The following is a 24420-nucleotide window of genomic DNA, read 5'->3' as shown; positions in this document are numbered from 1 at the left end:
GCGCCGTCACTCCCGCCGGCTGACCGCGACGGCCATCGGACGCAACTGGCGGCCGTCCTGTCCGTATCCGGGACGCAGGACCTCCACGACGGTGCCGGGCTCGGTGTCCGGGTCGTCGACGACCCGGACCACCTCGTGCCGGTTCGGGTCGAACGGCACACCGCTCTCTTCCTGGCGCGGATAGCCGAGCCGCGCCAGGACGCCCACGGCCTGGTCCCGTACGGCCTCGACACCCTTCAGGACCGAGGAGGGATCGGAGCGGGCGTGCGCGAGGGCCAGTTCGAGATGGTCGAGTACGGGAAGCCACTCGGAGGCGGTACGTGCGCGCTCGGTCTGCCGCGACTCCTCCAGCTCCCTGGCATGGCGCTTGCGCAGATTGTCGAGATCGGCGAGCGCGCGCCGCCAGGCGTCCTGCGCCTCGGCCAGGTCCTTCCGCACGTCGTCGTTCTGCGCGTCGTTCTGTATGTCGTCCGGTCGCCCGTCCGTCCGTTCCTCGGGCGGAGGCGTGGCGTCCGTTTCGTCGGGCGCTGGTACCGGTTCCGGCTCGGTGGCCATGGCGTGACCTCAGCTCCGGTCGAAGTCGGCGTCCACGACATCGTCGTCGCCTCCGGTGCCGCTCGCCGGGGGCGGGCCTCCGGGGCCGGACCCGGACGAGCCGGCGGGACCGGCCGGCCGGGCGGACAGCGCCTGGTGGACCTGCTGGAGCTCGGAGGTCAGCGACCTGACCCGGTCCAGCGTTTCCTCGCCCTTCACCGCCTGGCGCGCGTCGGAGACCAGCAGTTGGGCCCGCGCCCGTTCGTGCTCGGGCGCGTTCTCGCCCAGCTCGCCCAGCCTGCGTTCCACCTGGTAGGCGATGGCGTCCAGCTCGTTGCGGGCGTCCACGGCCTGCCGCAGCGCCTGATCCTCGCCGCGGTTGCGCTCCGCCTCGGAGATCATGCGCTCCACCTCGGACCGATCGAGGTTGGAGCCCTCGCTGAGGGTGATGCCCTGTTCCTTGCCGGTGTCCTTGTCGCGCGCGGTGACATGGAGGATGCCGTTGGCGTCGATGTCGAAGGTGACCTCGACCTGCGGTTCCCCGCGTGGCGCCGGGCGGATGTCGGTGAGCTGGAAGCGGCCCAGGACCCGGTTGTCGGCCGCGCGCTCGCGCTCGCCCTGGAGGACGACGACATCGACGGCGGGCTGACCGTCCTCGGCCGTGGAGAAGGTCTCCGTACGGCGGGCCGGGATCGTGGTGTTCCGCTCGATGATCTTCGTCATCACCCCGCCGCGCGTCTCCACACCGAGCGAGAGCGGGGTGACGTCCAGCAGCAGGACGTCCTTGACCTCGCCCTTGAGCACCCCGGCCTGGACGGCGGCGCCCAGCGCCACCACCTCGTCCGGGTTGACGCTCATATTCGGGTCCTTGCCACCCGTCAGCCGCCGGACCAGCGCCTGCACGGCGGGGATCCGGGTCGAGCCGCCGACCAGGATGACCTCGTCGATATCGCTGTCCGTCACCTTCGCGTCGGACAGCGCCTGCTGCACGGGGCCCAGGCAGCGGTCCACGAGGTCGGCGGTGATCTGCTCGAAGGTGGAGCGCATGACGGATTCCGTCAGATGCTTGGGGCCGGTGGCGTCGGCCGTGATGAACGGCAGGCTGACCTGGGTCTGGGTCACCGAGCTCAGCTCGGTCTTGGCCTTCTCCGCCGCCTCGAACAGCCGCTGCAGCGCCTGGGTGTCCTCGCGCAGATCGATCCCGTTCTCGCGCTGGAACGTGTCCGCGAGATGGTCCACCAGCCGGCGGTCGAAGTCGTCGCCGCCGAGGTGCGTGTCGCCCGCGGTGGAACGTACCTCCACCACGCCGTCCCCGACGTCCAGGATGGACACGTCGAAGGTGCCGCCGCCGAGGTCGAAGACGAGGACCGTCTCGTGCTCCTTCTTGTCCATGCCGTACGCCAGGGCCGCCGCGGTCGGCTCGTTGATGATGCGCAGCACTTCGAGGCCCGCGATCCGGCCCGCGTCCTTGGTGGCGGTGCGCTGGGCGTCGTTGAAGTACGCCGGCACGGTGATGACGGCCTCCGTCACCCGCTCTCCCAGCGACTTCGAGGCGTCCTCGGCGAGCTTGCGCAGCACCAGCGCGCTGATCTCCTCCGGCGCGTACTGCTTGCCCCGGATGTCGAACCGCGCGACGCCGTTCTCGCCCGCCACGACGTCGTATGTCACCGCCTTGACCTCGTCCGAGACCTCGTCGAAGTGCCGGCCGATGAACCGCTTGGCGGAGTAGATGGTGCCCTTGGGGTTGAGGATCGCCTGCCGGCGGGCCAGCTGGCCCACGAGCCGTTCGCCGGAGTCGGTGAAGGCGACGACGGAGGGGGTGGTGCGGGAGCCCTCGGCGTTGGGGAGGACCGTCGCCTCACCTCCCTCCCACGCGGCGATCACCGAATTGGTGGTGCCCAGGTCGATGCCGACTGCCTTGGCCATGAGGTGCTCCCTTGCGTCCACTGCCTTCGCTGGCTGCCCTCGGGGCAGGGTCCCGTCCCCTCCAGCCTGACGACGGCGCCGTGTCGATTCCTGCTCCTGAGAGGTCGAAATCCGGGCGGTGACTGAACCTGCCGGTACAGGGCCGGCCCACCGGGCGGACCGGATGCGCGGCCCCGCCCGCTCGGTAAAGTTGTGGTGGGGGCGACTCTCTTCGGGAAGGTGTCGGGCCAGGAAGATGAGCACGGCCGCCGGAAGAACCGGAGCACCGGACCCCCCGGGCAGCCGGTCCTCCCGCCTCCACCGTCTGATGGCGCTGTCGGGCGCCCTGTCCGACGGGCGGGACGAGCACGAGGTGCTGCGGCTGGCGGGTTCCTGCGTCGCCCGGCTCGGTCCCTGGCGTACCGAGGCCGGATATCTGCCGGCCGACGGGCGGCTGGTCCGCTGCCCGCCGGTCGCCTCTCTCGCCGCGGACCCGTGCGCTCCGCCGGACTCCGAGGGCCCCTTCCTTCCGCCGGGCTCCTCCGCCACCGGCCGGGCGCTGGACAGTCAGGTCAACCGGCTGGACGGCCTGGACGGCGCCATCCAACTCCCCGGCCGGGAGTGGTCATGGGCGTTCGCCCTCCGGGGGCCCGCGGGCCGGGCCGGAAGCCCCCCGGCCGGATATCTGGTCGTGAGCGCCCGGAGACCGCCCGGCGACGACGACATCGCGCTGCTCGGGCTCCTGGCGCGGCAGACGGGCGCGGCCCTGGCGGGCGCCGCCGCCCACCGCCGGGAGCGGGAGTACGCCGCCGAGCTCAGCCGGGCCCGGCGGGACGGGAACGCCGCGCGTGAGCGCCTCGCCGACGTGGAGTCCGAGCTGATGTACCGGCGCTCGGTGCACGACGCGCTGAGCGGTGCCACGGCCACCGGCGACACCGAGGCGGGGATCGCGTGGACGGTCCACCGGCTGACCGGCTTCTCCGCTGTGGTGGAGGACCAGTTCGGCAATCTACGGGCCTGGGCCGGCCCCGGCCGCCCCGATCCGTACCCGAAGCCCGACCCGGGGCGTCAGGAACAGCTGATCCTCGACGCGATCCGGGACGCGCGCCCGGTGTACGTCGGGCACCGGCTCACCGCCGTCGCCCGCCATCGAGGAGAGATCCTCGGCACCGTCTCCCTGGTCGACCCCCGCGGGGCCGCGGGGGAGCGGGAGGAGTTCACGCTCGGTCACGCCTGCGACGCACTCGCCCTGGAGATGGCGCACCTGCGCAGCCTGGCCGAGATGGAGCTACGGCTGCGCCGCGAGCTGGTCGACGATCTGATCACCGGTACGGACGACGAGAGCGCTTTCGCGCGCGCCGCGGCCGTCGGCCACGATCTGCACGGCGCGCAGCATCTGGTGGCGGTGGGGTGGACGGGGCTGACCGCCGACGACGCGTTCGTCCAGGCGGTCGCCGGCGCGGCGGCCGGCCTGGGGCTCCGGGCCCTGGTGGCCAGGCGCTCCGGCCGGGCGGTCCTGGTCGTCCAGGGACGCCCGAAGGGGGAGGAGCTGTATCTGGCGGTCTCCCAGGAACTGGGCTCGCGCGCGGGAGCCATCGGGCTCGGCAGCCGCTGCGACTCCCCGGCCGAGATCCCGCGCTCCTACCAGGAGGCGCTGCGCGCGCTGGAGGTACGGCAGCGCTCGCGCGTACCCCACGGCGCGACCTCGTTCGACGATCTCGGGCTGTACCGGATCATCGGTACGGGTGACGACTACCGGGAGATCGAGGGGTACGTCCGCGAATGGCTCGGCCCGCTCCTCGACTACGACGCGGCCCACCGGGGCGATCTGGTCCGTACCCTCTCGCAGTACTTCGAGGCGGGCGGGAACTATGACGGCGCGGCCTCCGCCCTCGGCATCCACCGCAGCACGCTGCGCTACCGGCTCCAGCGCATGCGCGAGATCGGGGGGCACGACCTGAGCGACGTCGAGACCCGCCTCAATCTGCATGTGGCGACCCGGGTCTGGAAGGTCCTGGGCGGCGAGGCCTGACCCCGCCGGCGAGGTGACCGCACCGCGCGGGGCCGGGGCAGTGGCCCCCGGGGTCGGTGCACGGCGGCGTGCCGCCGCCCGCGCGGGGGCCACTGGAAGGTAGTCCGTACGGAGGAGTCCTCCCGTCAGGACTGGGGGCGTCGGCCGTGGTTGGCCCCGTTCTTACGACGTGCCTTCTTCTTGCGACGCCGCTTCGATGACATGACGTCTCCTCTCGTGAGAGCTGATCCTCGCCGGACAGGGACCGTTAACGCATAGGCACCGTTAGCGGTTACGCACCGTTCTACCGCGTTTCCTTCCGGTGATCGGGGACCGCTTACCCCACGTGCGCGATCCTCATGCGCCATGCCGTTTGTACGGCATCCTCTGCTGGACGGTAGAACGTGCCCGGGGACTGAGGTCTTCCTCTCCCCGTGCCCGTGACGGTAAAGGACCGAGAGCTGATGAGTGACGACAATGCGGACCTGCTGGCGTTCGTGCGGGCGCGTCTCGACGAGGAGGCGCGGCACGCGCAGGAGGCCGGCGGGGAGCGCTGGCGGTGTCCGCCCGAGATGCCGGGCGAGATCCACGACCGTACCGGCGGGATCGCGTTCACGGTGCGGACGCGCGGCTACGACGAGCACATCGCCCACCAGAACCCGGAGTACACCCTGCGGCGCATCGAGACGAGCAGGGTCCTCCTCGACGAGTACGCGGAGGTGTCCCACCTGGACACCGACCGTCCCGCGGACGACTTCCCGTCAGGCCGCGCCGTCGGGCTGGGCTTCGTCGTCCGGCAGATGGCGGCGGAGCACGCGGGACACCCCGGGTACCGGGCGAAGTGGCTGCCCCGGTTCGTCCGTTAGGGCCTGTCGTGTGAGGGGCAGCACGCTTGCCCCGACATGTGCTCGCGCGGCGTCCTGGGTGCCTATGGTGTGGATCATGAGCACACACTTTGATGTCGTGGTCCTCGGAGCGGGACCCGGTGGATACACCGCGGCGGTCCGCGCGACGCAACTCGGGCTGCGGACGGCGGTCGTCGAGGCGAAGTACTGGGGCGGTGTCTGTCTGAACGTGGGGTGCATCCCCTCGAAGGCGCTGTTGCGCAACGCCGAACTGGCGCACATTTTCACGCAGGAGGCGAAGACCTTCGGAATCCGGGTGGAGGGCCGGGTCAGCTTCGACTACACGGAGGCGTTCAGGCGCAGCCGCAAGGTCGCCGACGGCCGGGTGGCCGGCGTGCACTATCTGATGAAGAAGAACGACATCGCCGAGTACGACGGCCGTGGCACCTTCGTCGACGACCGCACCCTCCAGGTGGCGCTGTCGGACGGCGGCAGCGAGACCCTGACGTTCGACCACTGCATCGTGGCGACGGGCACCACGACCCGGCTGCTGCCGGGGACCTCGCTGAGCGAGCGGGTCGTCACCTACGAGGAGCAGATCCTCTCCGACACGCTGCCGGAGAGCATCGTCATCGCCGGTGCGGGCGCCATCGGCGTCGAGTTCGCGTACGTGCTGCACAACTACGGCGTGAAGGTCACGATCGTCGAATTCCTCGACCGGCTGGTGCCGTTGGAGGACGCCGAGATCTCCAAGGAACTCGCCAAGCGCTACCGGCGGCTGGGCATCGAGGTGCTGACCTCCACCCGGGTCGAGGAGATCGACGACAGTGATCCGTCGGCGAAGGTGCGGGTCACCGTCTCGCGCGACGGGCAGCGGCAGGTGCTGGAGACCGACAAGGTCCTCCAGGCGATCGGCTTCGCGCCGCGCATCGCCGGCTACGGCCTGGAGAACACCGGCGTCCGGCTGACCGAGCGCGGCGCGATCGACGTGGACGGACGCGGCCGTACCAGCGTGCCGCACATCTTCGCGATCGGGGATGTCACGGCGAGGCTGATGCTGGCCCATGCCGCGGAGTCGATGGGCGTGATCGCGGCGGAGACGATCGCCGGCGCGGAGACCATGGAGCTGGACTTCGTGATGATCCCGCGCGCCACCTACTGCCAGCCGCAGATCGCCAGTTTCGGCTGGACCGAGGAGCAGGCGCGCGAGCGGGGCCATGACGTCAAGGTGGTGAAGTTCCCCTTCACCGCGAACGGCAAGGCCCATGGTCTGGGCGATCCGGCCGGTTTCGTGAAGCTGATCAGCGACGGCCGGTACGGCGAACTGCTGGGCGCGCATCTGATCGGCCCCGAGGTCACCGAACTGCTGCCGGAGTTGACGCTGGCCCAGCAGTGGGACCTGACGGTGCACGAGGTGGCACGCAATGTGCACGCCCACCCGACGCTGGGCGAGGCGGTCAAGGAGGCCGTCCACGGTCTGGCCGGTCACATGATCAATTTCTGAGGCCCGCCGGCGGGGGCCGGGGACCGGCGGCGGCGATCGGGCGGAGACGTTCCGCATCGCCAACGGTTCGCTCTCGGAGGACTCTTGACGGGTGGTTGGTCCAGTCCTATCTTCCCACTCAACCATTCAAAATCAGAGTCGGCGTTCATGTATGTGGAATACGGGCTCTGATCGCGTCCTCCCCCCAGAGAGGGAAGTGAGACATGTTCACACGCCTTCGGACGTTCACGGTTCTCGCCGCGGTGGCCGCTTCCTCGTTCCTCGCGGCCCCGCACGCCTCCGCGGAGGTCGAGCCCGGCGGCTGGACCTCCGTCTCGCCCACCTTCACGGTCCAGGAGCGGGGGTGCGGCCAGGTCGACGGCCTGACGTTCACGCTCACCTGCTCCACCGCGAGCGGCGACCAGCGCGCCGAACGCCGGTACGCCACCTACACCGGGGGCACCCGGCAGTTCGAGGGCTACTTCCGCATCAGCAGCCTGAGCGGTACACGCATCAGCCTCAAGCAGACATTCAACGAGTCCGCTTCGGGCCCCTACTTCATGCTGGCCGCCGAACGCGGCGGGCGGCTGTACGCGGTCCACGGCGGCACCACGCTGTCGAACGCCGGCACCGTGGGCGCGACGGTCCGCGTCAACACCGTTCACCAGGTCGGCACCTCGCACCGTACCTACATCAACGGGTCGCTCAAGCACACCTACGACAGTCCGGGCGGCAGCTTCTACGACAAGTTCGGCGCCTACCGCACCGACAGCGGCAACGGGCCGGCCACGGTGGTCTGGAGCGACGTCCGCTTCTGGCGCAAGTAGCGGACCCGTCCGTGCGCCCAGCGATCCGGGCCGCCGTGCCGGCCGTCGCGCTCGCGCTGGCGGTGGCGGCGTGCTCCACGCAGCCGCCGGCCGAGCGCCCCGCCCGGGGATCCGCCACCTCCCCGGGCGGTGCCGCCGCCACCCCGGGAACGCCCGGGACCGGCGACGCAGCGGCCCCCACACTCCGCGCGGTCCTCACCACCCCCACCGACATCGATCTCAGCTGGCGGCGCGGTGCGTCCGGCGCCCTGGGCCATGTCCTCGAATTCGCGACGGAGGAGGCGGGGCCGTACACCGTCCTCCAGTACCTGCCGCCCGACGTGACGGCCTACCGGCACCCCGATCTGATGCCGCGTACGACCTTCTTCTACCGCCTCCGGACCTTCGACGGCCCGGCGTCGGCGCCGGTCGACGTCTCCCTGCCACCGGGCGAACCGACCACGGAGGACCAGGAGTCCGGCCACGACTGGCTGCCTCCGCGCAGGGATCCCGGACGGTCCGCGCCGGGTCGCCCCGTCCGGAGCGGGGGAGCGGCGGCGCCCAGCGGGCTCAAGGCCGTGGTCAAGCATGCGAACGGCATTCACTTCAGCTGGACCGATCACGCGTCGGACGAGGAGGGTTTCCTGCTGGAGGCGCGCCCCCGGGGCGGTTCCGCTTACGCGCCGGTCGCCGTCCTCGACCCCGACATCAACTCCTGCGGGCTGATCACACTCCCCACCGAGAAGCGGGCCTCCTACCGGGTCCGCGCCTTCACGTACGGCGCGCGGTCGAACGTCCCCCGGCTGACGACCGGGGAACCGGCGGCGGACGAACGTTAGGTCCGTTCTCTCACGCGGACTCCCGGACCACCAGAACGGGGGCGAACAGCTCCGACCGTACGGCCTGGTCCGGCCGGGCGATCCGGCGCAGCAGGAGCTGGGCCGTCGCGGAGGCCATCTCCTCGACCGGCTGCCGTACGGTGGTCAGCGGCGGGTCGCAGGACTGGGCGGCATGGCTGTCGTCGAAGCCCACCACCGCCACGTCCCGCGGCACCTCTCTGCCCGCGCGCTGGAGGACCGGCAGCGCGCCGAGGGCCATGAGGTCGGAGGCCACGAACAGTCCGTCCAGATCCGGCCGCCGCGCGAACAGCTCCCGTACGGCCGACGCGCCCCCCGTGTGGGTGAAGTCGCCCTCCGCCCAGGGGACATCGTGGATGCCGTGCTCCGCCAGGGCCGCGCGGAAACCCTCCAGGCGCTCCCGCGCCGCGGGCATGTCCTGCGGCCCGGCCACCGAGCCGATCCGGGTCCGGCCCAGGGCCACCAGATGCCCGGCGGCCAGCCGGGCTCCCTCCCGCTGGTCGGCCTCCACGAACGCGAGCGAGGAGTCGCGCCGCGGACGCCCCGACAGGACCGCGGGCAGCCGGGTGTCGGCCAGCAGCCGCGGCAGCGGGTCGTCCACATGCGACGAGATCAGCACCACGCCGTCCACATGTCCCTGGCGCAGATACGAGAGGGTCTGGAGGCGGGACGCCTCGTCGTCCACCAGCATCAGAACGAGATGGACGCCCGCGGGCCGCAGCACATCGACGAGCCCGCTGACGACCCGTCCGAAGTGCGGATCCGTGAACACCCGGCCGAGGAAGGGGGCGGCGGCGTGGCGCTTCTCCTGCTCGGAGACCACGAGCGCCACCGAACCCGTCCGCCGGGTCACGAGTGAGCGGGCCGCGCGGTTGGGGACGTACCCCGTGGCGGCCACGGCGTTCTCCACGGCGTGCCGGAGCGCCAGGTCCACCGTGGGTGTCTCGTTGATGACCCGGGACACCGTGGCCCGGGACACACCGGCGACGCGGGCCACGTCCTCCAGGGTCACCGGGCGGGAGGGGGGCGAGGAGTCGGCATCCATGAGGTCTTTTATATCCACGCCCTCCCTGTCGGCACACCGGCGGCCTCGCCGTAGCCGTACGGCGGTCCCTCGCCGTACCGCACGGTCACCGGTCCAGCGAGGACAGCGTCCTCAGCTGTCCGGCGCGCGAGTCGGCGATGCGCGCGGCGAGCCGCTTCGCCTCCTGGCTGCCGCCCGCCCGGGTCTCCGAGAGGGAGACGCGCCGCGACTGTTCGAGGTGCGCGCGGATCTCCTGGCGTACGAAGCCGTCGAAGCGCGCGCCCGTGAGCCCGCGGGCGCGGTCGAGATCCGCTTCCGTGACCATGCCCGGCATGTCATGGCCCTCGTGCACATTGGTGTCGGGCAGGCCCATGCGGCCGAGCAACTGCCTGAGCTGGGCCAGCTCCGTACGGTGTTCCTTCGCGAGGGCGGCGGCCCACGAGGCCAGCGGCGGCGCGGCGTCCTGGGCGGAGGCCATCGCGAGAAGCTGCCCGGCCTGCTCGCTCATCGGCGTCATCAGCTGGATCCAGCCGGTGTCGGTGGCGGTGAACGGCGCGCTGGACGAGGGGGCGGGAGCGGCGGACCTGCCGGGGGTTGCCGGGCGGTCGGCCGACGCCGAGCAGCCGCCCAGGAACAGGAGCGGCACCAGAAGGAGGGGGAGCACGAGCAGGGCCGGCAGGGGCGTGACGAGGCGTCGCTTCATGGTGGGGTTTCCCGTGAAGGGCCCGCCCGGGAGACCCGGGCGGGCGTGTGGGGGTGCGGTGACGATCACTCAGGGACGATCGGTCAGCGGCGGTCGATCAGGGGCGATCGATCAGGGACGGCCGTCCGCACCGCACTTGATGATGGGGTTGATGCAGTCGCGGACCCGGCGTTCCATCTCGCCGGCGGGCCAGACGTTGAAGAAGTCGCCGTGCATGGTGTACCCGGGCCCCGACGCCAGCCGGAACCGCGCGGGATCCCCGTTGACGGGATACCGGAGCACCTGCCGGAGCTTGGGCACGGGGACCGGGTGCGTGGAGGGGCAGGCGCCCGCCACCGGATAGGACATATGGCTCTTGTGGTCCGCGGAGTCGAGGTCCTTGCCGTTCCAGCACTGCGGGAAGTCGAGATAGGACTCCAGCATCGAACCGGCCGGGCAGTTCACGAAGTTGGGGGAGGACCCGACCTCGCCGTGGTGCAGACACGACCAGCGGGAGATGGTGTTGTCATGGGGGCCGGTGGCCTTGGCGTTGCCGGCCACGATGCGCAGGCCCCGGGGCATCGGCTGGATCTTCGCGATGATGTCGTCGCGTACGCCTTCACCGAGGTAGTAGAAGGTCGTTCCGGTCGGCTCCACCGCGGTGTCGCCGTTGTACAGGGTCGGCACCCAGTAGGACGACAGGTCGGTGGCGGGGCTGCAATTGCTGGACGCGCGCTCCAGACTGGTCAGGTCCGAGTGGGCGTTCGTGGAGGTGTTCCCGAAGAAGCTGTGCATGTGGGACGCGCCGGGAAGGCCGGGGAACACGATGGGGTCGTCGGTGGCCCGGTGGCTGTAGGGGCACTCCGCGAGGAACTCGGCGACGCGCACCACCTCTTCGGCCTGAGCGGGAGCGGCCTGGGCCTGCGCGGCCCGGGTCTGCGCGGCCTGGGTCTGCGCGGCCTGCGCGCGCTCTCCCGGGTAGCTGAAGCCGGCGATGAGCAGAGCCGCCACGGACGCCGCGGCGAGTCCTAACAGCCGGCGCCAGCGGGGCGGGGAGGGTGCGGTGGGGGGAGCGAGGATCTTTCTCACGAGGGTCCAATCCTTTGGTTGCGGTGATGTGCTGGGCGGGACGGATACGACGTGCTGACGCGCGGGTGGGGAATGGGGGGACGGGAGAACGCCAGAACGGGGCGTGCGGGGAACGGACGGCGCGGCCGTCCGTATCAGCCCTTCTGCTCGACCCTCACCCAGTCGACCTCGGTCTGGATGCCGCCCTGGGCGATGCGGTCGACGCTGGACTGCGGCAGCCCCCAGTAGGGCGTGGTGACCTTGTTCCAGCCGGCCGGATAGGCGCCGCCGAGAGCGAAGTTGAGAATCACGTACTGGTTGTGGTCGAAGACCCACTTGCCGCGTGTGGACTCCAGCTTGGTGCGGGACGTCTCCTGGACGATCCGGTCGTCCACGAAGAACCGCATGGCGGTCGGCGTCCACTCGACCGCGTACGTGTGCCACTGGTCCGCGCTTCCCCCGCCGGGGTAGTACTGCTGCGCGCCGATGTTGCCGTCGGCGGAGTACCCCGGCCCGTGCAGGGCGCTGCTGGTCCAGTTGCCGTAGCCGATGTTCTCCATGATGTCCGTCTCGCCCGAGGCGGGCCAGGACACGGCCGGGTTGTCGACATCGCTGCCGAGCAGCCAGAACGCCGGCCAGTAGCCGTCGCCCACGGGAAGCTTCAGCCGGGCGCTGACCTTGCCGTAGGTGAAGTCGAACTTGGTGTTGGTGTCGATACGCCCCGAGGTGAAGTCGTACGTTCCGCCGCCCGCCTGGGTGCACCCCTTGCAGTACTTCGGGGCCAGGATCAGACTGCCGTTGGCGGTACGGATGTTGTCGGTGGAGTCCACATACGCCTGGGCCTCGCCGTTCACCGACCCCATCTCCTGGCCCGTCCGCACGACCCGCCACTTGGAGCGGTCGAGCGACGCTCCCGTGAAGTCGTCGAAGAACGTCGTGCGGTACGCGCCCCCCTGCTCGCCGGGGAGCGCGGGATAGGCGGCCGCCGCGCTGCCCCCGGTGCCCCACACCTGGAACTCGTAGAGTGAGTAACCGAATTGGGCCGTGGCGGGCGCCGGGTTGTAGAAGGAGCGCCGCTCCTTGCCGAGCATGCGCACATAGCGGCCGGTGGCGGGTGCGGAGAGCGTGATGGTGTCATGCCGCCCCGCCGCCTCGGCCGGGGACTTGATGTCGGCGCGGCGCGCGGCGACCTCGGCGGCGGACGGGCGGTGGACGGTGCGCCAGGTCCTGTTGTCGTCGGAGACCTGGATCTCGTAGTCGACGGCGTACGCGGCTTCCCAGTACAGGTCCACACTGTTGATGGTGGAGGTGGCGCCGAGGTCGACGGAGACCCAGCGGTCGGCGTTCCAGTCGCTCGCCCACCGCGTCTGGTCGCCCTTGAGGGCGGCGGGCCAGCCGCCGTCGGTGATGAACGCCGGCGAGTTCCCCGCGTGCTGGTAGAGGTTGCTGTAGGCGGGGTGGTGGAGCGCGAGATTGGCGCGGGTGGTGGAGGCCGGGGCCGGGGTGCCGCCGTAGATCTTGAAGGAGTACAGCGAGTAGCCGTAGGGCGTGCCCCGTTCGACGCCGCGCAGGCGTACGTACCGGCCTCTGACCTCCTGCGGATAGGTGTGCGCGGTGACGGTCCCGCCGGTACCCGCGTCCTCGGTGTAGAAGGGCCGCCAGTTGGTGCCGTCGCCCGACACCTCCAGCACGTACTTCTTGCCGTAGGCGGCCTCCCAGTCGAGGGTGACCCGGTCGATACGGAGGGTCTGGCCCAGATCGACCCGGATCCAGGCGTTGTCGGCGACGTCGCTCGACCAGCGGGTCGCGCCGTTGCCGTCGAAGGCGGCGCCGGGTCCCATCTCCGCGCTCTGGCTGCCGGACGCGGTGGCGGCGGCCGGGTTCGCGCTCAGGGCCGCGGCCGCGAGGTCACTGTCCCAGGCCGCGGCCGCGGCTCTGGGGGCACCGGTCGCGCTCGGGGCCGTCGCCGCCGTCAGCGCGGCGACGACAGCGGCGGCGGAGGCGAAAAGCAGACGTGGGCGCATGGCTCTCCTTCGAGAGGGGTGGGGGAGCTCGGACACAGCCCGCGGGGAAGGCCGGGGCTGAGGAGACCACAGCGAGAGAGCGCTCTCGTGGAACGTAGAAGCAGCCCCAGAAGGTGTCAAGACACCTGCGGCACACAGATGGCTGTTCGGCCTGATCGACACTTCGTGAATACAACCCCGCACGCCGGGAAGCGCGCTCGATCCACCGGGATAGCTCCTCATATCCCTTTATCACAGGGCCAGTTGAGCCTTGATGCATTGCGAAACCGGTCATCTCCCTTGACGGGCTGTTCACATGCCGTGAACATGCCTGAGTGAGAGAGCGCTCCCTGTCACCCCCACCGTTCACATTCTGAACAAGGAGAGTCGCCATGCCCACTCCCCCCACGCGCCGTACCGTTCTCGGCGTCATGGCAGCCGCCGCGTCGGCTCCGAGCATGCTCGCACTGTCCTCGCCCGCGTCCGCGTCGGCGTCCGCGCGTAACGGCCGTAACGGCGCCGCGGCCCTGCCCGGCGGTGGTGATCTGGGGCCGAACGTGGTGGTCTTCGATCCGTCGACGCCCAATATCCAGGGCAGGCTGGACGAGATCTTCCGCCAGCAGGAATCGGCGCAGTTCGGCTCGGGCCGCTACCAGTTGCTGTTCAAGCCCGGCACGTACAACAACATCAACGCCCAGCTCGGCTTCTACACCTCGATCTCCGGCCTCGGGCTCTCGCCCGACGACACCACCTTCAACGGTGATGTGACCGTGGACGCCGGCTGGTTCAACGGCAACGCCACCCAGAACTTCTGGCGCTCCGCCGAGAACCTCGCCCTCAACCCCGTCAACGGCACCAACCGCTGGGCCGTCTCGCAGGCCGCGCCCTTCCGCCGTATGCACGTCAGGGGCGGCCTCAACCTCGCCCCCGACGGCTACGGCTGGGCCAGCGGCGGCTACATCGCCGACAGCCGCGTCGACGGCACCGTCGGCCCCTACTCCCAGCAGCAGTGGTACACCCGCGACAGCTCCGTCGGCGGCTGGACCAACGCGGTCTGGAACATGACGTTCTCCGGTGTCGAGGGCGCCCCCGCCCAGGGCTTCCCGAACCCGCCCTACACCACGCTCAACAACACCCCTGTCTCCCGCGAGAAGCCCTTCCTCTATCTCGACGGTGCCGATTACCGGGTCTTCCTGCCGGAGCTGCGCACCAACGCGCGCGGCACCACGTGGGGAAGCGGCACACCCAGGGGCACGTCCCTGCCGCTCACCCAGTTCTACGTCGCCAAGCCCGGTGTCTCCGCGGCCACCCTCAACGAGGCGCTCACGCAGGGACTCAACCTGCTGTTCACGCCCGGCATCTACCACCTCGACCAGACCGTACGCGTCGAGCGCGCGAACGCGGTGGTCCTCGGCCTCGGCTACGCCACGCTCATACCCGACAACGGCGTGACGGCGATGAGGGTCGCCGATGTCGACGGGGTACGGCTCGCGGGCTTCCTGATCGACGCGGGTCCGGTGAACTCCCCGACGCTTCTGGAGGTCGGCCCGCAGGGCGCCTCCGCGAACCACGCCGCCAACCCCATCACCGTCCAGGACGTCTTCATCAGGATCGGCGGCGCCGGCCCCGGCAAGGCCACCACCAGCATGGTCGTGAACAGCCGGCACACCATCATCGACCACACCTGGGTCTGGCGCGCCGACCACGGCGACGGCGTGGGCTGGGAGACCAACCGGGCCGACTACGGCGTCATCGTCAACGGTGACGACGTGCTGGCCACCGGGCTGTTCGTCGAGCACTTCAACAAGTACGACGTCCAGTGGAACGGCGAGCGGGGCCGCACCATCTTCTTCCAGAACGAGAAGGCGTACGACGCCCCCAACCAGGCCGCCATCCAGAACGGATCCATCAGGGGCTACGCCGCCTACAAGGTCGCCGACAACGTCACCACGCACGAGGGCTGGGGCCTGGGCAGCTACTGCTACTACAACGTCGACCCGTCCATCCGCCAGGCCCACGGCTTCGCCGCGCCCGCGGTCCCGGGCGTGAGGTTCCACGGCCTGCTCGTCGTCTCGCTCAGCGGCAACGGACAGTACGACCACGTCATCAACGCCATCGGCGCCGCCACCTCGGGCACGACGACGGTGCCCTCGACGGTGGTCTCCTTCCCCTGACGGTGATCTCCTTCCCCTGACGGTCGGCGCGCGCCGCGAGCGGTGTGGACCGCACCGCGCGGACCGCACGCGGCGCGCGCTGTCATGACGGACCCGCACGGCCCCGGGCGGGTGCCGGGCACGGGGACTCCCCCCGGCCCCGGCCCTGCCCGGCGGCCGGGCCGGGCGGGTCCGCCATCCGTACGGTCCATCACCGCGCGCGGACGGCCGGGCACGGGCGTCCAATGGACGGGTGACCGCGCCTCCGGACGACTGCCTCGCGCGCAACGAGTGGATCTGCGGCGACTACCTCTCCAGCCGCCGCACCATCCTGTGGGACGCGGTGCTCCAGCATCTCCATCTGACCTTCCTCGCCATCCTGCTCGCACTGGTCATCGCCGTCCCCCTGGCCCTGGCGGCCCGCCGCTGGAACTGGGCGGTCGGGCCCGTGCTCGGGATCACCACGATCCTCTACACCATCCCCTCGCTCGCGATGTTCTCCCTGCTGCTGCCCGTGTACGGACTGGCGGCCTCGCTCGTCGTGGCCGGTCTGGTCCTCTACTCGCTGACCCTGCTCGTACGGAACATCCTGGCCGGACTGCACGCCGTACCCGAGGAGACCCGGGAGGCCGCCCGCGGGATGGGGTACGGACCGGTCCGGCTGCTGCTCACCGTCGAACTGCCGCTCGCCCTCCCCGCGGCCATGGCCGGGCTGCGGATCGCGACCGTCTCCGCCGTCTCCCTCGTCACCATCGGCGCGATCGTCGGCTACGGAGGGCTCGGCAATCTCATCTACGCCGGGATGAACACCTTCTTCAAGGCGCAGGTGCTCACCGCCTCCGTCCTCTGCGTGGTCATCGCCGTCGCCGCCGATCTCCTGCTGCTCGGACTCCAGCGGCTGCTCACCCCCTGGGCGCGGGAGCGCCGCGCGTGAACACCCTCGCGGCGGCCTGGTCCTGGCTCACCAGCGCCTCGAACTGGTCGGGGTCCGGCGGGGTCTGGAACCGGCTCGGCGAGCACCTCTTCCTCACCGTCGTCTGTCTGGTCATCAGCTGTGCGATCGCGCTGCCCGTCGCACTGGTCCTCGGCCATCTGGGGAGGGGAGGCGCGCTGGCCGTGAACATCTCCAATGTCGGCCGGGCCGTCCCGACCTTCGCCGTTCTCGTCCTGCTGCTGCTCACCCCGATCGGCACGCACGGCCAGTGGCCGACGATCATCGCGCTGGTGCTGTTCGCGATCCCACCGCTGCTCACCAACGCCTATGTCGGGATGCGCGGGGTGGACCGCGATGTCGTCGAGGCCGCCCGGGGCATGGGGATGACCGGCGGTCAGCTGCTCTGGCGGGCCGAGGTGCCGCTCGCCCTGCCGCTGATCCTCACCGGTGTACGGATCGCCGCCGTCCAGCTGGTGGCGACCGCGACCATCGCCGCCCTGGTCGGCGGCGGCGGTCTCGGCCGGATCATCACCGCGGGCTTCAATCTCGCCGACACACCCCAGGTGGTCGCGGGCGCGGTCCTCGTCGCCGTGTTCGCGCTGCTGGTGGAGGGGGTGTTCGAGCTGGTGCGACGGCTGGGGCCGCGGTGGGTGAGGGGCGGGGGATGAGAGCGGCGCGTACCGCCGCGGCCCTGGTCGCCTCATTCCTCCTGGCCGCCGCCTGCGCCACCGGACCGTCCCTGGAGAACCGGGGCGATGTCACCGCGCCGCCCGGCGACAGCAAGCATCTGACCATCGGCTCGGCCGGATTCACCGAGAGCGATCTGCTCGCCCAGATGTACGCGCTCCTGCTGAACCGTGCGGGATACCACACCCGGATCCTCTCCGTCACCAACCGGGAGATCTACGAACCGGCCCTGGAGAGCGGCCAGATCGATGTCGTACCGGAGTACGCGGCGACCTTCGCCGACTGGCTGAACGCCAAGGCCCACGGCCCCGACGCGAAACCCGTCGGCTCACCCGACCTGGGCGCGACGATGAGGGCACTGCGCTCCCTCGCCGCGCCGCGCGGACTGACCGTCCTCGATCCCGGCCGCGCCGTCGACCAGAACGCCTTCGCCGTCACCGCCGCCTACGCCCGGAAACACCGGCTCAGGACACTGAGCGACCTGGGGCGATCCCGGCTGCCCGTCAGGCTCGCGGCGGGCGACGAGTGCGTACGGCGCCCGTACTGCGAACCCGGGCTGAAGAAGACGTACGGCATCGACATCACCGGCATCGACCCCAAAGGCGTGGGGACGACACCGGCGAAGCGGGCCGTGCAGAACGGTCAGGACCAGATGGTCCTGACCACGAGCACCGACGCCACACTCGGCCAGTTCGGACTGGTGCTCCTCGCCGACGACCGGCATCTCCAGAACGCCGACTACATCGTGCCCGTCGTCAACCGGGCGCGGGCCGGGAGCAAGGGCGTCACCACGGCGCTGGACAAGCTGAACACCGTGCTCACCACCAAGGATCTGGCCTCGATGAACCAGCGGGTGGACAGCTGGCGCCGGCTCCCCGAGGACGTCGCCCGCAGCTACCTGGAAGCGAAGAGGCTGATTCCGGCGTCGCACTGAATCACCGGCGCGGGGACCGGCCCCGGCCGGACCCGCGCAGCTCGACCGAGACGGCGGCCAGCGCCAGCGGCCCGGCCGCGAGAAGGACGAGCGGCGGCAGCGCCCAGACGATCGCGGCGCAGAGCGCCAGAGCCACCGCGATCAGTACGGACCCGGCCGGATCGGCGGCCGAGCGGCGGGCGGCGCCCCGTACGGCGGCGGGCCAGCTGCGCCGCGCCACCGGATGCGCGGCGGCCCGTACCGCCACGACCAGCGCCCCCGTCCCGACGACCGCCAGCGCGACCGAGACGGCGGCGGCCCCCGGCAGTCCGGCCCCGGCCAGCGCCAGATCCAGCAGGAACAGCGCGCCGAGCGCGAGCGGCACCGCGCCGGCGGCCAGCGTACGGGCGACACCGTGCGCCCGGAGCGCGTCCCGGTACCGGCCGGCGGTCGCCGTCCGTTCCGTACGGGCGGACTCCCGCAGGACGGAGCAGCCGGCGGCCAGCGCGGCCGGCGCGGTGAGGAGCGGCAGACTCGCCACCGTCGTGAACAGACCGACGGCGAGCATGTCGGCGAAGAGCGCGAAGCGCGGGCCGAACAGCTCCCCGGGCTCGCGGCGGTCGTACGGCGAGGACGCGGCCGGCCGGGTACCCATGGCGCTCACCCCTTCAGTCCCGAGGTCGCCATGCCCTGCACCAGATAGCGCTGGAACGCGGCGAAGAAGAGCACGATCGGCAGCAGCGAGATCACCGACATGGCGAACATCGGACCGAACGCCGACTGGCTCGACTGGTCCACGAAGTTCCGCAGGGCCAGGGTGATGGTGAACTTCTCCGGGTCGAAGAGATAGATCAGCTGGGTGAAGAAGTCGTTCCAGCTCCAGATGAAGGTGAAGATCGCCGTGGTGATCAGCGCCGGACGGGTCAGCGGCAGCACCACGGACCGGAAGGAGCGGAACGGCCCGCAGCCGTCGATCCTGGCCGCCTCCTCCAGCTCGCGGGGCAGCCCCCGCATGAACTGCACGATGAGGAAGACGAAGAACGCCTCCGTGGCCAGGAACTTCGGCAGGACCAGCGGCCAGTAGGTGTCCACCATGCCGAGCTGGTTGAAGAGGATGTACTGCGGGATCAGCACCGCGTGGTGCGGCAGCATCATCGTGGCGACCATGAAGCCGAACATGACGCCCCGCATCCGGAACCGCAGCCGGGCGAAGGCATACGCGGCCAGCGAGCAGGAAAGGACGTTGCCGAGCACCGAACCCGCCGAGATCAGCAGCGAGTTGGTGAGCAGCGTCGAGACCTTCACCCCGCTCACCCCGTCCAGGGCGGTGCTGTAGTTGCTCCACTCCAGCCGGCTCGGCAGCAGTCTCAGACTGGTCAGGACCTCGTCGGCCGGTTTGAGCGAGGTGGCGAGCAGCCACACCAGCGGATAGAGCAGGACCAGCAGGATCAGCCCCGCGGCCAGATGCAGGGCGATACGGCGGCCTCGGCTGCCGGTACGGGTACGGGCGTTGCGCTTGCCGATGGCGGCGGTGGACATCAGGCCCCCTCGTTGGCGTAGAAGACCCAGGAACGCGACGTCCTGAAGAGCACGATCGTCACCGCTCCGATCCCGAGCAGCAGCGCCCACGCCATGGCCGAGGCATAGCCCATGTGCGAGGCGGAGAAGCCGCGTTCGTACAGATAGAGCGTGTAGAACATGGTCGAGTCGGCGGGGCCGCCCCTGCCCCCGCTGATCGCGAAGGCGGGGGTGAAGACCTGGAACGACTGGATGGTCTCCAGCACCAGATTGAAGAAGAGGACCGGGGAGAGCATGGGCAGGGTGACGGAGACGAACTGCCGCCACCGCCCGGCCCCGTCGAGCGCCGCCGCCTCGTAGAGATCGCCGGGTATCTGCTGGAGACCGGCCAGGAAGATCACCATGGGCGCGCCGAACTGCCAGACGGCCAGCAGGGCGACCACGAGGACCGACAGATCGGGGTCGGCGACCCAGCCTCCGGTGTGGACGCCGATCCGGCCGAGCAGGTCGTCGACCGTACCGCCGTCGTTGTACAGCGCCCGCCACACCAGCGCGATCGACATACTGGCCCCGAGCAGGGACGGGGCGTAGAAGGCGGAGCGGTAGAAGCCCCGGCCGGAGCGCATGTTCTTCAGCAGCAGCGCGACGCCCAGGGCGAGGGCCAGTTTCAGCGGGACCGCCACCACCACGAAGATCAGTGTGGTGCCGACCGAACGCCAGTAGCGGGGGTCCTCGAAGAGCATGTCCGTGTAGTTGCGCAGCCCGACCCAGGTGGGGGCGTCGAAGAGGTTGTAGTCGGTGAAGGAGAGATAGAGCGAGACGGCCATCGGCGCGAGCGTCAGCAGCACGACGCCGAGGATCCAGGGGGAGAGGAAGACATAGGCGGGGCCCTGGCGTTCACGGCGCGGCGCGCGCCGGGACGCCCGCCCGGCGGCCGGGGGCGCGGGGGAGGGCGGAGGCGGGGATACGGTCCGACGCGGATCTCCGGTGAGGTTCATCGCAGCTCCCTCTCCGCCTCGGCGACGAATTCCCCGGCCGCCTCGGCGGGACTCTGCATGCCGTGGATCACCCGCTGGTAGATACGGGTGAAGGAGACCTGGAGCACCACATCGCCCCGGGGCGGTGCCTTCGGCGGCGGATCGACACCGTACGCGGCGATCTTCCTGCCGTATTCGAAGACCTCCTTCTCGGGTCCGCGCAGGTCCTTGCCGATCGCCCGCGCGATGTCGCGGTTGGGCGGGGTGGAGCGGGTGACCCCGAGGATCTTCCCGGCCTCGGGGTCGTTGAGCAGGAAGTCCGTCAGCGCCGCCGCCTCCTCGGGGTGTTCGGTGTTGGCGCCCGCCCCGATCAGGACGCTGGGCTTGAAGTACTGTCCCGCCGTGCCGTTCACCGTGGGGACGGGCGCGAGATGCACCTTGTCGCCCATCAGCGGCGCGTAGCCGAGGAACGGCCCGTCCCAGTTGAAGTCGGTGGCGGCCAGACCGCGCCCCATCGGTCCGTCCTCGATCGCACCGCCGATCTGCGAGGTGTCCTTGGCGTGCGAGGCCGTGCCCTCCTCGCGCAGGCCGTTGGTGAACGTCCAGAACGCGGCGAGGTCCTCGGTGGTGAAGCCCAGCCGGTGCTGGGAGGCGTAGAGCTGCTTGCCGTGGCCGCGCAGCCAGTTCTCGAACGCGTCCTCGTTCACGCCGATGTCGGTGAGTCCGGTGTACGGGCGTCCGTCCGGGCCCTTCAGCCCGAGCGCGCTGATCGCGCGGCCCGCGTCGGCCCACTCCTCCCAGGTCCAGCCGGGCTCCGGTGCCTTGAGCCCGGCCTTCGCGAACACCGTCGCGTCATAGGCGAATCCGGTGGAGCCCTGCCCCATCGGCAGCGCGTACTGGCCGGGCCCGTAGCGGCCGGTGGCGACCAGCCCCGGGTCCATCGCGCCGGTACGGAGCGTGCCGTCCTCGATGTACGGGGTGAGGTCGAGCAGGGTGCCGCTTCCCGCGTACTGGGATATCTGGCGGTAGTCGAGCTGGGCGACATCGGGCAGATCGCCGCCCGCGGCCTGGGTGGCGAGTTTCTGGACGTACGCCTCGTAGCCGGCGAAGGACGTCCGTACCGTCACGCCCGGATGTCTCTTCTCGAAGAGGCGTACGGCCTCGTTGGTGCGCTCGGCGCGGTTCTCATTGCCCCACCAGCTGAAGGTGAGGGTAACTCCGCCGCCGGCCGGCCCGCCGCCGGAGCAGCCGGTCAGCAGCAGGACGAGGGCGGTGAACGCGGAGAGCGCCGCCAGGACGTGTCCGTGAAGTATCGCCGTCCGCCCGCAGGGCGGGGTTCGCGGCGTCCGGTGTGTGCGATCGCACGGCGGAGGATCGTCCTCGTACCGGACGTACTCGGACGACTCCGACAACGCGGCGAGCGTGCGTGCCGGGCGTCGCGGACCAGGCGGGACTTCACGGGCACGGCCTGGGACGGCGGTGCGGGGCGGGGCGGGCAGTCTCATGACCGTGCCTCCTGGTGAACCGATTTCTGACATCGTTGTCGGAAAGCGCTTTCTCCGGGAAACCTAGGGTTAACCCCGGGTGCCGGTCAAGAGGCGTTCCCTGTCGGCTCGTTGCCGGACGGCCCCGGGAGGCCGGGCGGGCGGCGGCCGGTCAGGGCGTCACAACCGGCCCGCCAGCCAGGCCAGTTGGACGGCCTCCTGGTACGGGCCGCCGCCCTCGTGGTCGTTGAAGTCGTATATCTCGATCGACTTGTCCTCGTGCGCATAGGCGTTGAAGGCCCCGAAGACCGTGGACGGCGGGCAGGTCTCGTCCTCCAGGGCCACCGAGAACAGCGCCGGAGCCCGCCCGCGCGCCGCGAAGTGCACCCCGTCGAAGTAGCTGAGCGTCCGCCAGGCGTCCGCCGTCCTGCCCCGGTAGGTCTTCAGGTAGTTGCCCACCTCGCGGTACGGATTGCGATCGGTGATCGTCGTCGCGCGCGGGAAGTCGCAGAGGAACGGCACATCGGGCGCGATCGCCGCGAGATCCGGCACCAGCCCGCCCACCGCGAGCGTGATCCCGCCGCCCTGGCTCGTGCCCAGGGCCACCGTGCGCGAGGCGTCGGTGAGGGGGTGGGAGCGTGCGGCCTCCACGGCACGTACGGCGTCGGCGAAGAGCCGCCGGTAGTAGAACGCGTACGGGTCCTCGATGCCCCGGGTCAGAAAGCCCGGGTACGAGGAGGCGCTGCCGACCGGGTCGGGGGTGTCGCCACCGCTCCAGGCGCCGCCCTGCCCCCGGGTGTCCATCACGAAGTGTGCGAAGCCGGCCGAGCCCCAGAGCAGATGGGTGTGCGGCAGGCCGCGCCCGCCGCCGTAACCGAGGTACTGCACCACCACGGGCAGGGGCTCGGACGTCCCCGCCGGCAGGACGAACCAGCCCTTGACCGGATGGCCGCCGAACCCGGCGAAGGTCACATCGAACACGTCCAGCGTGGCGAGTGCCGTCGGGACGGGAACGAAGCGGGCGTCGAGCGCGTGGCCGCGCGTCTCGGCGAGGGTGGCGGCCCAGAAGCGGTCGAAGTCCTCCGGCTCCGCGGACCGGCTCCGGTAGCCGCGGAGTTCGTCGAGGGGCAGGTCGAACAGGGGCATGGAGGACCACCTTTGCCGAGGGGAGGGCCGCACGAGACGGAGGACCACACCGTACGGCCGCGGGCCGCCGGGCAGAAGGCCGGGGCGGAACCCCGGAAAGAAGTCCGGTCCGCCCTCTTGACCCCGATCGCCCGGAGGTCCACAGTGCTCGTTAATGCGCATTACTAATGCGCATTAACGGTTCCGGAGAAGCATGAGGAGCAACCGGTGGACGAACCAAGGAAGCGTTCCCGGCCAGGCCGGGCCCCCGCACCGGCCGGGCGCACCGCGCGCCCGCGTCAGTCGGAGGTCGCCCGGCTGGCCGGGGTCTCGCAGGCCACGGTCTCGCTGGTGCTCGCGGGAAAGAAACAGGGCGCCACGATCTCGGAGGAGACACGGCGCAAGGTGCTGGACGCGGCCCGCAGCCTCGGTTACGTACCCGATCCGGCGGCCCGCAGGCTCGCGGCGGCGCGCAACGACCTGCTCGGTGTCTTCAGCTTCACCGCCACCTTCCCGACGGATGTGCAGCACTCGTACTACCCGTTCCTGGTCGGTGTCGAGCAGGAGGCCGCCGCGCGCGGCTACGACCTGGTGCTCTTCACCGGTTCGAGCACCGGCGGCGCGGGGGCCGCCGGGCCCGACGCCCTCAGCAGGGTGCGGCTGGCCGACGGCTGTCTCTTCCTCGGCCGCCATGCGCCGGCCGGGGAGCTGCGGCGGCTGGTCGCCGACGGCTTCCCCGTGGTCCATATCGGCCGCAGGGACGAACTGGAGGGCCTGGCCTGGGTCGGCGCCGACTATGTCAGCGCGAGCCGTGAGGTGGTCGGCCGGCTCGCCGCGCTCGGCCACCGCGGGATCGTGCTCATCCGCGAGGACGACGACGCGCCCGCCTCCACCGACCGTGAACACGGCTTCCTCAAGGGGCTGGAGGCGGCCGGTCTGCCCGGCGGCCCCGCCGCCGTCTTCCGCTCGGCCGCCCCGGAGCGCGAACTGACCGCGGAGCGGCTGCGCGGATGGCTCGACGACGGTGTGACCGCCTTCGTCGCCGAGGAGACCGACACGGGCGGCGCCTGGCGCGCGCTGCGCACGGCCGTCCGTGACGCGGGGATCGACTGCCCGCGCGAGGTCTCGCTCGCGCTGCTCGGCTCGCCGCCCCCGGACCTGGCGGACGGTCCGCGGCCCACCGGATTCGACATCCCCAGAACCCGGCTGGGCGCGGCGGCGGTCCGTCTGCTCGCCGCGCTGGTGGCGGGGGAGGAGGCCACGGAACCGCTGGTGTCCTGCGTCTTCAGGGCCGGTGCCACCGCCGGTCCGCCGCCCGCCCCGTAGCGGGCGCGGCACCCCACAGCACCCCACCCCGGCCCCACGGCACACCACGCACCACGTCACACGCACCACACGGCACAACACAGCA

Annotated in this window: 22 protein-coding genes; 10 read left to right on the top strand and 12 right to left on the bottom strand. The window is 71.0% G+C overall.

All coding sequences use genetic code 11. The features are described 5' to 3' along the window. Nucleotides 1-6: 6 nt before the first annotated feature. A complete protein-coding gene (locus tag ACIOGX_RS21520) occupies nucleotides 7-555 on the bottom strand; it encodes a nucleotide exchange factor GrpE (protein WP_401915306.1) in 549 nt (182 codons plus the stop codon). 9 nt (nucleotides 556-564) lie between these two features. Further along, nucleotides 565-2460 (bottom strand): molecular chaperone DnaK, encoded by a 1896-nt coding sequence (gene dnaK / locus ACIOGX_RS21515; RefSeq protein ID WP_384767624.1) that lies wholly within the window; start codon nucleotides 2458-2460, stop codon nucleotides 565-567. A gap of 235 nt (nucleotides 2461-2695) precedes the next feature. Here dnaK and ACIOGX_RS21510 point away from each other — a divergent pair, with 235 nt between their 5' ends. After that, entirely contained in the window at nucleotides 2696-4471 is a 1776-nt protein-coding gene (locus tag ACIOGX_RS21510) for a PucR family transcriptional regulator (protein WP_401915304.1), read from the top strand. A 125-nt stretch (nucleotides 4472-4596) separates the two neighbouring features. On the opposite strand, the gene ACIOGX_RS21505 is transcribed toward ACIOGX_RS21510, so the two are convergent. Continuing rightward, nucleotides 4597-4674 carry a 50S ribosomal protein bL37 gene (locus ACIOGX_RS21505; protein ID WP_372486533.1) on the bottom strand — a complete coding sequence of 26 codons (78 nt, stop codon included), beginning with the start codon at nucleotides 4672-4674 and terminating at the stop codon, nucleotides 4597-4599. A 240-nt stretch (nucleotides 4675-4914) separates the two neighbouring features. Between ACIOGX_RS21505 and ACIOGX_RS21500 the strand changes: the two genes are divergently transcribed. The 4 genes from ACIOGX_RS21500 to ACIOGX_RS21485 all read left to right on the top strand — a co-directional run bounded on the left by ACIOGX_RS21500 (nucleotide 4915) and on the right by ACIOGX_RS21485 (nucleotide 8423). After that, nucleotides 4915-5316 (top strand): DUF6221 family protein, encoded by a 402-nt coding sequence (locus ACIOGX_RS21500; RefSeq protein WP_129767839.1) that lies wholly within the window; start codon nucleotides 4915-4917, stop codon nucleotides 5314-5316. Between the two features lie 76 nt (nucleotides 5317-5392). Continuing rightward, nucleotides 5393-6799, top strand: coding sequence for a dihydrolipoyl dehydrogenase (lpdA, locus tag ACIOGX_RS21495; protein WP_356507551.1), 1407 nt, complete (start codon nucleotides 5393-5395; stop codon nucleotides 6797-6799). Between the two features lie 203 nt (nucleotides 6800-7002). Further along, the gene (locus ACIOGX_RS21490) at nucleotides 7003-7605 is read left to right on the top strand and encodes a hypothetical protein (protein WP_356507549.1); all 603 of its coding nucleotides are present in this window, start codon (nucleotides 7003-7005) and stop codon (nucleotides 7603-7605) included. 11 nt (nucleotides 7606-7616) lie between these two features. Then, nucleotides 7617-8423 (top strand): fibronectin type III domain-containing protein, encoded by an 807-nt coding sequence (locus ACIOGX_RS21485; protein ID WP_356507547.1) that lies wholly within the window; start codon nucleotides 7617-7619, stop codon nucleotides 8421-8423. A 10-nt stretch (nucleotides 8424-8433) separates the two neighbouring features. Here ACIOGX_RS21485 and ACIOGX_RS21480 read toward each other — a convergent pair whose 3' ends face one another. The 4 genes from ACIOGX_RS21480 to ACIOGX_RS21465 form a co-directional block, all read right to left on the bottom strand. Beyond that, nucleotides 8434-9486 carry a LacI family DNA-binding transcriptional regulator gene (locus ACIOGX_RS21480; RefSeq protein WP_356507545.1) on the bottom strand — a complete coding sequence of 351 codons (1053 nt, stop codon included), beginning with the start codon at nucleotides 9484-9486 and terminating at the stop codon, nucleotides 8434-8436. 85 nt (nucleotides 9487-9571) lie between these two features. Beyond that, a complete protein-coding gene (locus tag ACIOGX_RS21475) occupies nucleotides 9572-10168 on the bottom strand; it encodes a DUF305 domain-containing protein (protein WP_401915300.1) in 597 nt (198 codons plus the stop codon). Between the two features lie 111 nt (nucleotides 10169-10279). Further along, entirely contained in the window at nucleotides 10280-11143 is an 864-nt protein-coding gene (locus tag ACIOGX_RS21470; protein WP_401915884.1) for a DUF1996 domain-containing protein, read from the bottom strand. 227 nt (nucleotides 11144-11370) lie between these two features. Beyond that, nucleotides 11371-13239, bottom strand: a complete 1869-nt coding sequence (locus ACIOGX_RS21465) for a discoidin domain-containing protein (protein WP_401915298.1) — start codon at nucleotides 13237-13239, stop codon at nucleotides 11371-11373. A 371-nt stretch (nucleotides 13240-13610) separates the two neighbouring features. Between ACIOGX_RS21465 and ACIOGX_RS21460 the strand changes: the two genes are divergently transcribed. The 4 genes from ACIOGX_RS21460 to ACIOGX_RS21445 all read left to right on the top strand — a co-directional run bounded on the left by ACIOGX_RS21460 (nucleotide 13611) and on the right by ACIOGX_RS21445 (nucleotide 17926). Next, the gene (locus ACIOGX_RS21460) at nucleotides 13611-15392 is read left to right on the top strand and encodes a coagulation factor 5/8 type domain-containing protein (protein ID WP_401915295.1); all 1782 of its coding nucleotides are present in this window, start codon (nucleotides 13611-13613) and stop codon (nucleotides 15390-15392) included. A 232-nt stretch (nucleotides 15393-15624) separates the two neighbouring features. Next, nucleotides 15625-16305: an ABC transporter permease gene (locus ACIOGX_RS21455; protein WP_383966896.1), complete on the top strand. Its 681-nt coding sequence runs from the start codon at nucleotides 15625-15627 to the stop codon at nucleotides 16303-16305. Continuing rightward, nucleotides 16302-16973: an ABC transporter permease gene (locus ACIOGX_RS21450; RefSeq protein WP_383966892.1), complete on the top strand. Its 672-nt coding sequence runs from the start codon at nucleotides 16302-16304 to the stop codon at nucleotides 16971-16973. Before ACIOGX_RS21455 ends, ACIOGX_RS21450 begins: the two co-directional genes overlap by 4 nt. Next, nucleotides 16970-17926 (top strand): ABC transporter substrate-binding protein, encoded by a 957-nt coding sequence (locus ACIOGX_RS21445; RefSeq protein ID WP_401915291.1) that lies wholly within the window; start codon nucleotides 16970-16972, stop codon nucleotides 17924-17926. The genes ACIOGX_RS21450 and ACIOGX_RS21445 overlap by 4 nt, the downstream gene beginning before the upstream one ends. Before the next feature lies 1 nt (nucleotide 17927). Here the strand turns inward: ACIOGX_RS21445 and ACIOGX_RS21440 are convergent, their stop codons facing one another. The 5 genes from ACIOGX_RS21440 to ACIOGX_RS21420 form a co-directional block, all read right to left on the bottom strand. Continuing rightward, nucleotides 17928-18560: a hypothetical protein gene (locus ACIOGX_RS21440; RefSeq protein ID WP_401915289.1), complete on the bottom strand. Its 633-nt coding sequence runs from the start codon at nucleotides 18558-18560 to the stop codon at nucleotides 17928-17930. A 5-nt stretch (nucleotides 18561-18565) separates the two neighbouring features. Next, nucleotides 18566-19444: a carbohydrate ABC transporter permease gene (locus ACIOGX_RS21435; RefSeq protein ID WP_356518450.1), complete on the bottom strand. Its 879-nt coding sequence runs from the start codon at nucleotides 19442-19444 to the stop codon at nucleotides 18566-18568. Further along, nucleotides 19444-20421, bottom strand: a complete 978-nt coding sequence (locus ACIOGX_RS21430; protein ID WP_356518451.1) for a sugar ABC transporter permease — start codon at nucleotides 20419-20421, stop codon at nucleotides 19444-19446. Before ACIOGX_RS21430 ends, ACIOGX_RS21435 begins: the two co-directional genes overlap by 1 nt. Then, a complete protein-coding gene (locus tag ACIOGX_RS21425; protein WP_401915882.1) occupies nucleotides 20418-21713 on the bottom strand; it encodes an ABC transporter substrate-binding protein in 1296 nt (431 codons plus the stop codon). Before ACIOGX_RS21425 ends, ACIOGX_RS21430 begins: the two co-directional genes overlap by 4 nt. Before the next feature lie 351 nt (nucleotides 21714-22064). Beyond that, entirely contained in the window at nucleotides 22065-23030 is a 966-nt protein-coding gene (locus ACIOGX_RS21420) for an acetylxylan esterase (protein ID WP_401915285.1), read from the bottom strand. A gap of 207 nt (nucleotides 23031-23237) precedes the next feature. Here ACIOGX_RS21420 and ACIOGX_RS21415 point away from each other — a divergent pair, with 207 nt between their 5' ends. Beyond that, nucleotides 23238-24335, top strand: a complete 1098-nt coding sequence (locus ACIOGX_RS21415) for a LacI family DNA-binding transcriptional regulator (protein WP_356518453.1) — start codon at nucleotides 23238-23240, stop codon at nucleotides 24333-24335. Nucleotides 24336-24420 lie beyond the last annotated feature (85 nt).

This window comes from Streptomyces sp. NPDC088147 (assembly GCF_044741565.1).
Classification (GTDB): domain Bacteria; phylum Actinomycetota; class Actinomycetes; order Streptomycetales; family Streptomycetaceae; genus Streptomyces.
The sequence above is the reverse complement of the archived record's forward strand: the minus strand, read 5'-3'. Positions and strand labels throughout refer to the sequence as shown.

What these genes read in the sequence shown, in the direction of transcription:
- ACIOGX_RS21520 (WP_401915306.1), bottom strand. Translation starts at nt 555, where the DNA reads ATGGCCACCGAGCCGGAACCGGTACCAGCGCCCGACGAAACGGACGCC.
- dnaK (WP_384767624.1), bottom strand. Translation starts at nt 2,460, where the DNA reads ATGGCCAAGGCAGTCGGCATCGACCTGGGCACCACCAATTCGGTGATC.
- ACIOGX_RS21510 (WP_401915304.1), top strand. Translation starts at nt 2,696, where the DNA reads ATGAGCACGGCCGCCGGAAGAACCGGAGCACCGGACCCCCCGGGCAGC.
- ACIOGX_RS21505 (WP_372486533.1), bottom strand. Translation starts at nt 4,674, where the DNA reads ATGTCATCGAAGCGGCGTCGCAAGAAGAAGGCACGTCGTAAGAACGGG.
- ACIOGX_RS21500 (WP_129767839.1), top strand. Translation starts at nt 4,915, where the DNA reads ATGAGTGACGACAATGCGGACCTGCTGGCGTTCGTGCGGGCGCGTCTC.
- lpdA (WP_356507551.1), top strand. Translation starts at nt 5,393, where the DNA reads ATGAGCACACACTTTGATGTCGTGGTCCTCGGAGCGGGACCCGGTGGA.
- ACIOGX_RS21490 (WP_356507549.1), top strand. Translation starts at nt 7,003, where the DNA reads ATGTTCACACGCCTTCGGACGTTCACGGTTCTCGCCGCGGTGGCCGCT.
- ACIOGX_RS21480 (WP_356507545.1), bottom strand. Translation starts at nt 9,486, where the DNA reads ATGGATGCCGACTCCTCGCCCCCCTCCCGCCCGGTGACCCTGGAGGAC.
- ACIOGX_RS21475 (WP_401915300.1), bottom strand. Translation starts at nt 10,168, where the DNA reads ATGAAGCGACGCCTCGTCACGCCCCTGCCGGCCCTGCTCGTGCTCCCC.
- ACIOGX_RS21465 (WP_401915298.1), bottom strand. Translation starts at nt 13,239, where the DNA reads ATGCGCCCACGTCTGCTTTTCGCCTCCGCCGCCGCTGTCGTCGCCGCG.
- ACIOGX_RS21460 (WP_401915295.1), top strand. Translation starts at nt 13,611, where the DNA reads ATGCCCACTCCCCCCACGCGCCGTACCGTTCTCGGCGTCATGGCAGCC.
- ACIOGX_RS21445 (WP_401915291.1), top strand. Translation starts at nt 16,970, where the DNA reads ATGAGAGCGGCGCGTACCGCCGCGGCCCTGGTCGCCTCATTCCTCCTG.
- ACIOGX_RS21440 (WP_401915289.1), bottom strand. Translation starts at nt 18,560, where the DNA reads ATGGGTACCCGGCCGGCCGCGTCCTCGCCGTACGACCGCCGCGAGCCC.
- ACIOGX_RS21435 (WP_356518450.1), bottom strand. Translation starts at nt 19,444, where the DNA reads ATGTCCACCGCCGCCATCGGCAAGCGCAACGCCCGTACCCGTACCGGC.
- ACIOGX_RS21430 (WP_356518451.1), bottom strand. Translation starts at nt 20,421, where the DNA reads ATGAACCTCACCGGAGATCCGCGTCGGACCGTATCCCCGCCTCCGCCC.
- ACIOGX_RS21420 (WP_401915285.1), bottom strand. Translation starts at nt 23,030, where the DNA reads ATGCCCCTGTTCGACCTGCCCCTCGACGAACTCCGCGGCTACCGGAGC.